Here is a 13581-nt window from a genome sequence, read left to right on the forward strand (position 1 = left end):
TGGCTTCTTTATTCTACAGCGATCGCCCTGACATTTTCCCAGAAATTTGGTAGGTTGTTCGACCAGGGAACGGGCGATCGCGCTTAACCCCTGTAACCCGTCTTCACCAATTCTGGCGTTGTATATTTGCGCGATGAATTAAGATTTTTGACCAATATCTATTTATTTTTGGTAGCTTGTATAAAAGCAGACTTTAAATTCGCTAGTTTATCTGTAGAATTTATAGTACAACTTACGCAATTGTGACACTTTAATCGAGTTATAGAAGAGTAGAACCTAGATTTGATCGAGAGCATGAGGATTTGAGCTTCCGGGACACCCTACTAATTGTGCCCGTGGCGTAAGTCCTGTATAGATGCGATCGCCTCTTCTTAGGCTCGACTACTGTGCTAATTAGGGGTTGCAATTTATCTAGTATTCAAACCTATTTTTCTGGATAATAGCTTATGTATCGCTTGCGGAATTATATTAATGAATGCGCTCTTCTTCTTTACTGGATTTATTTCAAACCCTATACTTTAAAACGATGGTTACAAGAGATTCATCCTGACTTAAAACCTAATGATAATCCTTATATTAAACTGAAACAATTTCCTAATAATGAGCGTTTACATCGCTACGCAGGACAAGTTTTTTGGCTAACAGCAATCACCCCTCAGTTAGTTGTTTTGCCGGTAGGTCTGATTTATACTGCCGTAACTCAAGAACATTTTGCTTGGTTTCTTAGCGAAATGTTTTTAATTGCTTGGGTTCTTGGTCAGGTTATATCGCGATTTAGTTCTGTTGTTTTTGGAGAAGAATTTTATTTTACGGTCCCGGGTATTTCGATACTATTAGCATTTGTTAGTCTATTCTTGACAAATATAGCATCTGTTGTAGTATCTTTTGTAGCATCAGGTGTATCATTTAGTATAGCATTTGATGTAGCATTAAATGTGGCGTTTGCTGTAGTAACTAGTGTATTATGTAGTGCAGTATATGGTGTAGCATTAAGTGTAACACTAGGTGTAGCATCAAGTGTAACAGTAAGTGTAATATTAGGTGTTACATTGAGTGTAACATCTGTTGCACCAGTTGGTGTAGGATTTAGTGTAGTATTCGGTGTGTTTATAAGTGTAGTACTTAATTTAGCATCTGGTTTAGCATCTGGTTTAACATCTGGTGTAGTATTTAGTGTAGTATTTAGTGTAGTATTTAGTGTAGTATTTAGTGTAGCGTTTATATTAGGAGTGCTACGGGTTTATTTTTGGTTGCCCGAATTATTGTGGGTAGGATGGCTGTTTTTATTCACACGTCAGGGTAGAGTTTCATCAAAACTGCATTACTTACCTCCTTATTTCGACCAATTAATCTATTTACCTCTACCTTTTATGGATACTATGCTAGTAGAGGCATACCATGAAAACCCAGATGCAGCCCGTAACACTATCGATTACCTGACTAATTCCACCAATCAACAAAAAGTTGCAGCAAACGCCATAGTTAATATCACCTTAAATACCCTAGAACGTTGTCGTACTTTCCGTGACATTATTACTATTAGCGAGGAATTAGCTTGGATTCCTTCCCCTCCTCCTCTGGAAATGGGTAGAGTATTACCCCAGTTTCTCGATATTAGCCGTAGCGTCCAATCCGCAGACATGGCAACTTCCGCTTATCGCAAGGTAGAAATACTGAAAAATCCCATTGACTCTTTGAATCAGATAGCAAAGAGTGTTGCTTTTATTAAAAATCCTCGCGTTGCTACTGCTTCTAGTAACATCGCTCAAAAGTGGTTAAGTATCCTCGAAACTGCACGACGCGACTTTGAGAGAGAACCCCGTTATGCCCAAGAAATTCCTCAAGTTTACATTGCCGGAGCAGCCTTAGACCCCGAAACAGCCAAAAATCGTTTCAAAGGTCGTCAAGACCTATTTCGGGAAATTGAAAAAATTGCTTTAACGTCGCTTCCACCTACCCTATTACTCTATGGAGGTAGACGCACGGGTAAAACTTCTACTCTCAAATATTTACCCCAGAAAGTAGGCGGAAATTTAATTCCTTTAAGGGTAGATGTTCAAGGAATTGCGGATGCAATCACTCTTCCAGGATTAGCTAAATCTTTAGTAGAGCAAATCATTGATTCTGCACGAACTTCTCGTAATCTTACTTTGTCCCCACCCAATCAAAAAGAACTAAATACCGACCCTTTTCCTACTTTGCGAAACTGGTTTACCACCATTGAACGTACTGCACCAGGAAAAAGATTTTTACTTTGTCTGGATGAATTTGAACGTCTTGAAGAAGTGATTTCTAGCACTGGTTCTCGCGCACCCCTTAACTTTTTGCGCCACATTATTCAAGATCGTGCTGCTTGGACGCTGCTTTTTAGCGGTTCCCATAGTTTAGATGAAATCGAAAGCTATTGGAGCGATTATCTGATTAATACTCGTTCTGTTCGTTTAACTTATTTAGCAAATTCTGAAGCTGAAGAATTAATTAGACATCCCGTACCCAACTTTCCTGATATTTATCTTCCAGAAGCCGTAGAAAGAATTATTTATTGGACGCGCTGTCAACCTTATCTCGTGCAGTTACTCTGTTCTGAATTAGTAGACTATCTAAACCTAAAGTATCCTGAAAATGCTCTGAATATTCAGGCTAATTCCCAAGATGTCGATAGCATTATCGATAAAGCTTTGATAAGTGGTAATGGTTATTTTGATGAGTTATGGAAGAACAGTCTCAATCAAGAGCAACGAGATTGTATAAAAAATCTAATTACCAAAACCACCCCGACTAGAGAAGATCGTAGAGTTTGGGGTAAACTAATTAAAAAAGAAATTTTAAAACCTGATAGCAACGATGGAGTTTGTTTCGAGGTGCCTTTAATTGAAAGAAGTATTATGCAAAAAATCGAAGAAGAACGTTAAGAAGTCAACACGTCTGGAGAATAATCCGATTCATCAGGTACACTCTTTTGGGCACGGCAGTGCCGTGCCCCTACACCTTGCGATATAATATCGTGCGTGACGCCACAAGTCTTGTGACTACGTACAATATAGGAATCCGGCTTGATTTTTGAAAAGATGCGTAGGGTGCGTTAGCGACAGCGTAACGCACCATCATCAAAGATTTGGTGCGTTACGGATTTCATCCTAACGCACCCTACGATACCTAATTTTGTTCAAAAATCAAATAGGAGTCCTATATTTATCGCTGCGTCACGCACCCTACGATTATTATGGTAAATTGATAAAACACAGAGTTGGGAAACTCCGGTGAAATTCCGGGACTGTGCCGCAGCTGTAATGGGATTGCCCAAGTCAGAATGCCAACTCTCAGGTTTAGTAACCATCTAGTACCTGCGTCGCACGGGGAAGGAGTTCTGTTTTTGCTGTCTAGTTTTAGCGCCTGTCCAGGCTTATTTTACGCCACACCTGCCCAAGATGGTATCTTGTCTCGCATCAGAATACCAGGCGGGATGATTAATAGTAAACAGTGCCGTGCGATCGCCAACATTGCAGATGAGTTTGGCGGTGGTTATGTTGATATAACGAATCGCGCTAACCTCCAACTGAGGGAAATTCGCTCGCTGATGAATGCTGAAGTCTTAAAGCGTCTACAGGATTTGGGTTTGGGTTCTCGCAATACTATTGTAGACCACATCCGCAATATTATGACCAGTCCCACGGCGGGTATTGATCGTCAGGAATTGATTGACACCCGTCCCTTTGTGCGAAGCTGGGATAATTACATCGTCGCACATCCTGAGTTATCAGGACTATCGGCAAAATTTAGTGTTTGCTTTGATGGTGGTGGAAGAGTTTCAGTGGGCGATCGCCTAAATGATATCGCCTTTGTCGCCGTCTTAGTTGATGGTAGTGTTTTCTTTCGCCTGTATTTGAGTGTCGGTGCGAAGGGAGAACCACCAACCGATATGGGAATCTTATTGGCGCCAGAGGAATGCTTACCAGTTTTAGCAGCTTTGGCTGATGTCTATCTCAAGCATAACGACCCCAGCAGAAAACGCAAACTGAGGTTGCAAGAGTTATTGCATAATATAGGTTGTGAAAATTATCTCCAAGAAGTTCAGCAACATCTACCCTTCCCCTTGCGTTCTCGTCATCAATATATAGATGTTGCAGAGAAAATTTCCAGAACCAATTATAGCGCAACACATTCAGATTCAGTACAAAATTATATCGCCAGTTGTAGTAGCACAGCATTGCCGTGCCCAAAAGAGTGTACCGCTCATAGCACAACACATTCAGATTCAGTACAAAATTATATCGCCAGTAGGGGCACGGCATTGCCGTGCCCGTATGAGTGTACCGCACTAGGTCGGGAAACGCCATATCAGCATATCGGCATTCATCCCCAACGTCAGCTAGGTTTATATTATATCGGCGTAGTTTTACCCCTCGGTCGTTTAGAAACTTACCAAATTCGGGGTTTAGCTGATGTGGCAGAAAAATACAGCCGTGGTAATCTCAGACTAACCCCTTGGCAGAATTTGCTCCTCACCGATATTCCCCAGGAATGGCTTACGGATGTGCAAAACCAAATCGCTGTTTTAGGATTAGATTGCTCAACCACCAATATTCACAGTGCATTAGTTGCCTGTTCTGGGAATAGAGGATGTGCAGCTTCTGCAACTGACACCAAAACTCACGCCTTAGCATTAGCAGAGTATATTCAAACTCATATTACCTTAGAATGTCCAGTTAATATACACTTCAGCGGCTGCGGTAAATCCTGCGCCCAGCATAGCAAAAGTGATATTGCATTGCTAGGTGTCAGCATTGAAGACAATAAAACTAAGGAAGGCTATAACGTTTATGTTGGTGATGGTGACAAAGACCAACAATTTGGACGCCTACTCTACCAGTCAGTGATTTTTGCAGAAGTACCAGCATTGATAGAGCGGATGTTAAAGGTCTATAAAATTCAACGTATGACTGCTGATGAATCCTTTGGGGAATTTGCAAATCGATATGCGATCGCAGACTTAAAGCGCTTATTTACCCAATCCCAGAAAATAGAAAAACTGCAGCGTTGCAAATTTATAGGATGAAAGTCTCACGCAAAGGCGCAAAGGCGCAAAGGGAGATGGGGAGAATAATAACTCCTAACTCCTAACTCTTAACTCTTAACTCCCAACTCATACCATGCCCGACTACATTCGAGACGCCAATGAAATATATCGTAATTCTTTCGCCATCATCCGGTCAGAGGCGAACCTGGAAATCCTCCCAGCAGATGTAGCAAAAGTAGTAGTAAGAATGATTCATGCTTGTGGAATGACGGATATTGTTACCGATGTGGGATATTCACCAACAGCAGTGCTATCTGGAAGGACAGCATTAGCAGCAGGAGCTAGCATTCTGTGCGATTGTCGCATGATTGCCGAAGGAATTACAAGAAAGCGTTTACCAGCAAACAACCAAATTATCTGCACCCTCAACGAGCCGACAGTACCAGAAATTGCCCAGAAATTGGGTACTACTAGATCAGCAGCAGCCTTAGAATTATGGCGATCGCACCTAGCAGGAGCAGTAGTAGCCATTGGAAACGCCCCCACAGCCCTATTCCGCCTGCTAGAAATGCTCGATCAAGGGGCACCAAAACCAGCAGTCATCTTAGGATTTCCCGTTGGTTTCGTCGGTGCATTAGAATCCAAAGCCGCACTAGCAGAAGATAGCCGCAACGTACCATTTTTAACATTACATGGACGACGCGGTGGGAGTGCGATCGCCACTGCTGCAGTCAACGCCCTAGCCACGGAGGAAGAATGAGTAACAAAAGCGGCGGTCGTCTCTACGGAATAGGTGTCGGACCCGGCGATCCAGAACTATTGACCTTAAAAGCACTGCGGCTATTGCAAACTGCCCCTGTAATTGCCTATCAATCAGCGACAGATCGCGATAGTATTGCTAGGGGAATCATCGCCCAGTATCTCAACGGTAATCAAATCGAAGTCCAGTATCACCTCCCCCGCGCCCTAGAACCAGAAAAAGCCAAATCCATTTACGACAAAGAAGTTGAACCAATCGCCCAGCATCTCGCCGCCGGGCGGGATGTAGTAGTAGTATGTGAAGGAGACCCGTTTTTCTACGGTTCCTTCATGTACTTATTCACAAGATTATCTGACAAATACGAAACCGAAGTTGTCCCCGGAATTTCCTCACTCATGGCTTGTCCCGTAGCATTAGGCGTACCATTCACCTACTACAACGATGTTCTCAAAGTCCTCCCAGCCCCATTACCAGCAGAAGAATTGACAAAACAACTATTGACGACCAACGCCGCCGCAATTATCAAACTAGGTCGTCATTTTACCAAAGTGCGGGATATCTTGCATCAGCTAGGACTAGCATCACGCGCTAAATATATAGAACGGGCGACGACCGCAAGACAACGTATAATATCCCTTGATGAAGTTGATCCCGCCGAAGTACCCTATTTCGCCATGATTATCATCCCGACAAAACAGCAATTATAGGGCGTTGCTGATTGAAAATATGAATTTATCTCACGCAAAGGCGCAAAGGCGCAAAGGAAGAAATAGAGAAAACTTGTGGTCTAAATACATAAAAACTACTCTAAATATGAAATGCCAAAATTACATTTCTTGACCTCTTATTCTTTGCGCCTTTGCGCCTTGGCGTGAGATAAAAAGTTCAATTACCTAAAAATAGCTGTAATATTAACTCATGAAGGTTCCACCCGCCGTTGTAGTATTAGGTCAGAATAGTCTATCAGTAGCACGCCAAATCATCAGCGTTCTACCAGGGGCGACCCTATACGGTTTAGCGGGTCGCACCACTGAGGTTGATATTAGTTTCACGAATTTTGGCGACACCTTGCGAGAATTGTTTGCCCAAGGAAAGCCCTTGATTGGTATTTGTGCTTCTGGTATATTGATTAGAACCCTAGCGCCGTTAATCTCTGATAAACGCCAGGAACCGCCTGTTCTGGCTGTGGCTGAAGATGGTAGTGCTGTTGTCCCTCTTTTGGGTGGATTGAATGGGGTGAACGATTTAGCACGCCGTATTGCTGCGGCGCTAAATGTCCAAGCAGCCATTACGACTACCGGAGACTTGCGTTTTCGCACGGCGCTGTTGTCTCCTCCCCCTGGTTATTATTTAGCTAATCCAGATGATGCGAAGACGTTTATCTCTGATTTGCTAGCTGGTGCAAAAGTGAAGTTAGAGGGAACAGCACCGTGGTTGAGTGATAGTCAACTACCTATAGATGCTGATGGTGAATTGACGATCAAAATTACTGAACGTTTGGTGACTCCCTCTCCCAATTGTTTAGTTTATCACCCAGCAACTGTGGCAATTGGCATGAGTGGCACCCAGGGGAATGCAGCGGTAAATTTAAATTTAGTCAGACAACTACTCGCAGATGAGGAAATAGCCCCTCCATCAGTGGCGGGAATATTTGCACCAATCACCGCTGCTGCAAATCCAGCTATCCAAGCGGTTGCTAGCGCCTTGAATGTGCCTGCACGGTTCTTTACTCCAAATCAGCTAGAATATTTATTATCCCAAGGTTACACAAGCGCCCAAGCAGCAGCCTTAATCGCCACCAACACGGAACCAATTCCCCATACTTCTCTACGAGAGGCTGCGCCAACGGCTCCGCTCAGTACAAGTCTCCCCAAGTCCCCATCTCTCTCCCTCTCCCCCCACCCCATCGACCCCAACACTATCGGTCAGCCACGGGGGCGATTAGCGGTTATTGGTACCGGTCCTGGTGGGTCGCGGTGGATGTCAACAGAGGTGAAAGAAATTCTCAAGGATGCAACTGACCTGGTGGGTTACAAAACTTACCTTGATTTAGTGGGTTCCTTGGGTGATGGGAAGCGACGCCATGAGTCTGATAACAGGGAAGAATTAGCACGGGCGGCGATCGCACTGGATTTAGCCGCTGAGGGACGATATGTAGCAGTAGTTTCTTCGGGAGACCCCGGTATTTACGCAATGGCTGCAGCGATTTTTGAGGTGGTTGACCAGCACAATAAACCGGAATGGGACAGCATCCACATTCATGTTGCACCAGGAATCTCGGCTATGCAAGCCGCAGCAGCTACGATTGGTGCGCCTCTTGGTCATGACTTTTGTGTGATTTCTCTGTCTGATATTTTGAAGCCTTGGTCAATTATTGCACAACGAATTGCTGCAGCGGCTGCAGCTGATTTTGTCATTGCTTTCTACAATCCGGTTTCTAAGGAGCGTATTTGGCAATTAGCAGAAGCCAGAAATATTTTACTAGATTATAGAACGGGCGATACTCCGGTTGTGTTAGGACGGAATCTTGGTAGACTAGGACAGACGGTCAAGGTGATTACCCTTGAGCAGTTAGCGCCAGATGTCGCCGATATGCGGACAGTTATTCTCGTTGGTTCCAGCAAAACTCGGACAATTAGGCGCAATGATGGAAGTATCTCGGTTTATACGCCACGCCAATATTAAGAAATATTGCTGACGGTTGACTGTTGACGGTCAATGACAAATGACAAATGACAAATGACCAATGACAAATGACAAATGACCAATGACAAATGACCAAAATAAAACCCCAGAATGTTCCATTCCTGGGGTTGAAATACCTGACCACCCTTTTATTTTTAATTGAAAAATCATTGTCAGCCTCAAATATGAAAGACAAAAATCTCGGATTTATGTCAAAAAAATCAGGGTATTATTATAGTATTTTCCTGTTGAATAGCGTACAAGATTATCACAGGTTGCGATTGTGTTATGGCTACATGGAACCAAAGCAAACCCCTCACTCCGCAAGGGAGGAAGGAGGTGTAAGCGTGCGGTTCCCGTGACCTCTCCGCAATTCAATTTTGGAATAAATAAAAAGATACAATTAAAGTAATTATGTCCAAAGACTTAAGTTTATTGGCTTGATTTATTAACTTTTAAAGTCAACAATAAAAACATCAAGGTACATGATTGTAGCCAATCAAAGTGACAGAAAGCCTAACCTATGTCCGCGCAAGCGGACTTTATTTATTTAATCTATCACAGTCATAATTCAATACGGTTCAGTTAGAGCCAAAAACCTTGACCCATGTAGGTTGGGTTGAGGAACGTAGACCCAACATTTGGCGGGTTTGTTGGGTTACCCTGCGGGAACGCCAAGGGCGAACGCAAAGCCTCAACCCAACCTACAATTTTCCTTAACCGAACCGTATTGATATATAATTGCTACACTAGAAAGATTTGTGCAAATATTGAATTTTGAAAATAAACTTTTGATTTTCAATTAAAAAAGCTTGGGAGACATAAGTCAAGGGATTATGTCCAAATATTTAAACTCAGCAACTTGACCAGATAAGTTTGTTGGTCAATAATAAAGAAACCATCTGACATAGTTGTTGCCCATATCGGTAACAATTACCCCTTATGGTCTGTCCGCGACAGCGGACTTTATTATTTATATCGCCTTAACTTCTATCGTTTCAGGTTTAGAAGTGGGGTGACACATTAATAATCGTAGGGTGCGTGACGCTGCGATAAATATTGTACGCAGTCACAAGACTTATGGCGTCACGCACCATTCTTTAAATGTGACACTAGCGCAAATCCTGTTAAAGGATGATCTATTCACAAAATAGGTAAGCATCAAAGTCCTTAATCCTTCTTTCAGTGATTCCGTTTACCTCGATTAGTTCTGCGAGAGATTGAAATTTTCCTTTATGTTCCCGTAGTTTAATAATTGCTTCTGCTGTCTTTTTTCCTATGTGCGGTATTTTATATCGTTCTAACTCTTTAGCAGTTCTAATGATATTAATGTTGATTTTTTGAGGTTTTATCACTGGCTGTATTGGAGCAACTTCAGGTAAATTACCTGTGAAACTCTCAAGTATTTTAACAGATTGAACAAATTTTTCAAGTTGGTTATTAATGTGTTCTATTATTTCGTGATTGATTATCTGCTTAGTCTCAGCTTCCTCAATGTTTTTGACAATTGCAGAAATTTTTTCAATTTTTTGCTCAATAATATCTATTTTCTTAACGGATGTAGAAACTTGTTCAATCTTTTTGTTAAGAGCTTCTATTTGTGAAAATAATTTATCAAACTGTTTAAGGATCGCTTTATTTGATTCTGTCTCATCAGCAACAGATGGTAATATTAATGGGATAGCTTCTGAATATCCTAACAACTGCTGCATTTCTTGTTTAGCAGCAGCAGCTTGCTCATCTGTCAGATTAAAAACCCAAACCCATAGCTTTTCGATGTCAAGTTCCTTAGCAACTAGACACCAATCAGCACCATAGACAACTTCATATTCTTCTTCCTCACTGTAAGCTTCAGTACGACGCACAATTAGAGGAATGAGATTAGTCCCTTGTTGGGTAAGACTCATCTTTAATTGTTCGCGTTTCTCGAAAGGAAGTTCTACAACTTCAGACTCTGGAATTGCAATCTGAAAAGTGTATATTTGACCGTGAGATATTGGCTTAATACGTAAATACTCAACAATGCGATCGCGTCGTTCCGCAGCGTTCATATTTCTACTCCTTTTCCTTGGTTACAGAAATCAAGTGTTTAGCCAGTTTGGTATAGCAGTTAAAAGCATCTTGTGCAGTTTCTTTGTCTTTTGAGCTTAATTCGTTATCAAATTCTGCAAAGCAAATTGGATATCCTTTATTCGGCGTACTTGAAACTATGCTCAGATTGGGAATCCATGTATCTTGAGGAAATAATTCTACATTTTTACTTTCAGGATTCTTGGCTAGAATATCAAAAATCTGCTGAGTCATAGCTAAAGAAATTTTAGTTGCTGCTCTATTATACATACTCACTGCAATCCCCAAAATAGGTAGTGGTTCATCTCTAAATTCATGGACTCCAATAGCCCTGTTGATAACGTACTCTAATGCTCGGATAGGATAAGCAGCTAAATGCGTAGGAATTAAAACTCCTGAAGACGCCATGAGTGAAATATTGTTAACTTTACCAAATGATGGGGGTGGATCAATCAAGACATAATCATATTGATCACGGTATTTTTTGAGTTTTTTTGCCAATACACGATCAATATCTGGTGTCATAGTCAGCGTAGCTTCTAGCTCGCTTAAACGAATATGAGATGGAACAATATCTAGTTCGACATCATCCCACTTCTTATGAATCATCGTTTCTTCTAAGCTAGTTCTTGGTTCAGTAAGTAGATGGGTAATATCTTTCTTACCTTGTTTTTCAACATGATCCAAAGGATCTATTCCCAGTCCCATTGTCAGGTTAGCTTGAGCGTCAATATCAATCAATAGCACCCGCTTACCAAGCTTACTCAGAGCCGCTGCTAGGTTGATAGTCGTTGTGGTTTTACCCACGCCACCTTTGTTATTAAATACAGTAATAATCATCGATTTTCTTTCCTCCTGAGTAACTGGAACTAAAGTTTTTTCTGGGTTGATTTGCTGTGGTGGCGTGACAGAAGTCTGAGTTTTCTTGAATAATCCAAACATCTTATTTTCTTGTTGTACCGCTTGGGAAATTAAACTTAAAAAATGTAACCGGATATTTTGTTGATTTTTATATACGGTGGAACTGTAGCTTAAATATGTTTTTTTTGAGAGAATTTTCTGAAATAATCTATATTTATTAATCAATGATGGTTGAGAGAATTCAACAATTTTTGTAATTTTATTATCTACGTTAGAAAATACATGAAAATCATAGCCATTGGTTAACAAACCAAGAACAGATTCAGTGCGGCGCATATAATTGTTAATTTGCCAAACACTGTGAGCAATATTCTTACTGGGTGCTTTGACTTCAATAACTAGATAGGCTGGTGTTATTAAAATTGAGTCTCTTGAACCCACGAGAAAATCAAGCTTAGATTGTAAAATTACTACTTGAGCCTGCCAATCGGTACTACTGTAACCAAGAAGATGCAACAGGGGTACTACTACCTTTTGCTCTACATCAGATTCACTACTAGTCGGGGCAATAGCCTAAAAAATATTTTGCAGAGTCGAACTGTAGTCGGTATTCATACTACCACTAGAAGGCATCTGACGGTACATTGTATCTCAGATTCTTCACCCTGGATTGTCACCCAGTATATTTATTTAACAGAAAATGTATTAATTTATGACGTTATACATCATCTACTCTATGTTAAGTCAAATTTTTTGCTTTTGCTTGTCAAGTCATACTTAGGAATTACTAAAAGTCAAGCAGAGTGATATAATGCTTACTGCCTCAACTGAGGGAATATCGCGGAAAATACTTTTGCGTGTCCCCAAAAATATTATATTTAGCAGAAGTTTCCATTAATCAGGTGATATCTACGGTACCTAAAATAAATGGGAATGCGTCAGTGAACTACTCCTAGTTGCCTACGGCTGAACTAGGAGCTTCTGTAATCACGGGGGAGTGCCTAAACTTAGACTTTCGCCCAAGATTAGGACTTACCTCCCCTCCTACAGCAGAGACGGCTGAACCTTCCGCCTTGATCATTCTGATACCCTCTGCTCTAATATTTATCGCTGCGTTTCCATCCCTGTCATGATGAGTGCCACAGTGAGGACAAGTCCACTCACGGACATCCAATGGCATCTCCCCAATCTGATAAAAACAATTAGAGCAGAGCTTGGAACTAGGGAACCATCTATCAATCTCAACCAACTTCCCACCACTACGTTCCAATTTATAGGCTAAGAAGTTGGTAAATGTTCCCCAACCCACATCAGATATTGCTTTCGCCAATTTATGATTACGAACCATGCCTTTGACATGAAGATTCTCTACTATGACAGCTTGGCTATCGCTGACTAACTTATAACTAAGTTTATGTAAAAAATCTTGCCTGGAGTTACTAACCCGTTCGTACACCTTGGCAACTATTTTTCTATACTTATTTCTTGAATTACTCCCTTTTACTTTACGTGCTAACTTTTTTTGTTTACGCTTGAGGTTTTTGTCATGTTTAGCAATGTGTTTCGGGTTGTCATATTTAGAAACTTTTTCACCGTCAGTTACAACAGCAAAATGTTTCAACCCTAAGTCAACACCATAAATCTTCCCTTGTGTTTTAGCAGGGTGTTCCCCTTCTACTTCAGTCAGGATAGATGCCAAGTATTTACCTGACGGAGTTTTACTAACAGTGACAGTCTTAATTTTTCCCTCAATTGGTCTATGTATCTTGGCTTTTACTAGCCCAATATTACCTGGAAGTTTGATATTACCATCGACAATCTTGACATTTTGAGGATACTGAATTGACTGTTTACCATGCTTCGATTTGAATCGAGGAAATCCAGCACGTTGATCAAAAAAGTTTTTATACGCAGTAGTTAGATTCAGTGTAGTAGCTTGTAAAACTTGGCTATAACAATCAGCCAGCCACTTAGTATCTTCTGTTTTTTTGAGTACAGGAAGAAATGCGTTGAGTGCAGCACGGCTAAGTCCTTTACCCGTCTCCTTGTAAGTCTCAATCGACTTATTCAGAGCATAATTCCACCACCATCTGGCACAACCAAAAGCTAATCGCAGTTGTGTTTCCTGCTCTTTTGATGGATATAAACGAACTTGTACAGCCTTGTGCAGCACTCAAATCACCTCCTT

At 41.3% G+C, this 13581-nt stretch carries 9 protein-coding genes and 1 riboswitch; of the genes, 5 read left to right on the forward strand and 4 right to left on the reverse strand.

The window, feature by feature from the left end; translation table 11 throughout:
* The first annotated feature begins 446 nt into the window (after positions 1-446).
* The 5 genes from HEQ19_21325 (at position 447) to cobJ (ending at position 8462) form a co-directional block, all read left to right on the forward strand.
* Positions 447-2912, forward strand: coding sequence for an AAA family ATPase (locus tag HEQ19_21325; protein WYM01664.1), 2466 nt, complete (start codon positions 447-449; stop codon positions 2910-2912).
* A gap of 295 nt (positions 2913-3207) precedes the next feature.
* Positions 3208-3337: riboswitch (cobalamin riboswitch) on the forward strand.
* Positions 3311-5056, forward strand: coding sequence for a precorrin-3B synthase (gene cobG / locus HEQ19_21330; GenBank protein ID WYM01665.2), 1746 nt, complete (start codon positions 3311-3313; stop codon positions 5054-5056). (Overlaps the previous riboswitch by 27 nt.)
* A 94-nt stretch (positions 5057-5150) precedes the next feature.
* The gene (locus HEQ19_21335; protein ID WYM01666.1) at positions 5151-5777 is read left to right on the forward strand and encodes a precorrin-8X methylmutase; all 627 of its coding nucleotides are present in this window, start codon (positions 5151-5153) and stop codon (positions 5775-5777) included.
* Entirely contained in the window at positions 5774-6484 is a 711-nt protein-coding gene (locus tag HEQ19_21340) for a precorrin-2 C(20)-methyltransferase (protein ID WYM01667.1), read from the forward strand. Before HEQ19_21335 ends, HEQ19_21340 begins: the two co-directional genes overlap by 4 nt.
* Positions 6485-6695: 211 nt before the next feature.
* Positions 6696-8462: a precorrin-3B C(17)-methyltransferase gene (gene cobJ / locus HEQ19_21345; GenBank protein WYM01668.1), complete on the forward strand. Its 1767-nt coding sequence runs from the start codon at positions 6696-6698 to the stop codon at positions 8460-8462.
* A 30-nt stretch (positions 8463-8492) separates the two neighbouring features.
* On the opposite strand, the gene HEQ19_21350 is transcribed toward cobJ, so the two are convergent.
* From HEQ19_21350 to HEQ19_21365, 4 genes are all read right to left on the reverse strand, one after another.
* A complete protein-coding gene (locus HEQ19_21350) occupies positions 8493-8633 on the reverse strand; it encodes a hypothetical protein (GenBank protein ID WYM01669.1) in 141 nt (46 codons plus the stop codon).
* Between the two features lie 968 nt (positions 8634-9601).
* Positions 9602-10513 (reverse strand): helix-hairpin-helix domain-containing protein, encoded by a 912-nt coding sequence (locus HEQ19_21355; GenBank protein ID WYM01670.1) that lies wholly within the window; start codon positions 10511-10513, stop codon positions 9602-9604.
* A gap of 4 nt (positions 10514-10517) precedes the next feature.
* A complete protein-coding gene (locus tag HEQ19_21360; GenBank protein ID WZI66977.1) occupies positions 10518-11909 on the reverse strand; it encodes an AAA family ATPase in 1392 nt (463 codons plus the stop codon).
* A 436-nt stretch (positions 11910-12345) separates the two neighbouring features.
* A complete protein-coding gene (locus HEQ19_21365) occupies positions 12346-13566 on the reverse strand; it encodes an RNA-guided endonuclease TnpB family protein (GenBank protein WYM01671.1) in 1221 nt (406 codons plus the stop codon).
* Positions 13567-13581: the final 15 nt, after the last annotated feature.

Origin of the sequence: Gloeotrichia echinulata CP02, from assembly GCA_038087035.1 — a bacterium.
Classification (GTDB): Bacteria; Cyanobacteriota; Cyanobacteriia; order Cyanobacteriales; family Nostocaceae; genus Gloeotrichia; species Gloeotrichia echinulata.

Coding starts and splice junctions, on each gene's coding strand:
- HEQ19_21350 (WYM01669.1), bottom strand. CDS start 8,633: ATGATTTTTCAATTAAAAATAAAAGGGTGGTCAGGTATTTCAACCCCA.
- HEQ19_21355 (WYM01670.1), bottom strand. CDS start 10,513: ATGAACGCTGCGGAACGACGCGATCGCATTGTTGAGTATTTACGTATT.
- HEQ19_21335 (WYM01666.1), top strand. CDS start 5,151: ATGCCCGACTACATTCGAGACGCCAATGAAATATATCGTAATTCTTTC.
- cobJ (WYM01668.1), top strand. CDS start 6,696: ATGAAGGTTCCACCCGCCGTTGTAGTATTAGGTCAGAATAGTCTATCA.
- HEQ19_21340 (WYM01667.1), top strand. CDS start 5,774: ATGAGTAACAAAAGCGGCGGTCGTCTCTACGGAATAGGTGTCGGACCC.
- cobG (WYM01665.2), top strand. CDS start 3,311: ATGCCAACTCTCAGGTTTAGTAACCATCTAGTACCTGCGTCGCACGGG.
- HEQ19_21325 (WYM01664.1), top strand. CDS start 447: ATGTATCGCTTGCGGAATTATATTAATGAATGCGCTCTTCTTCTTTAC.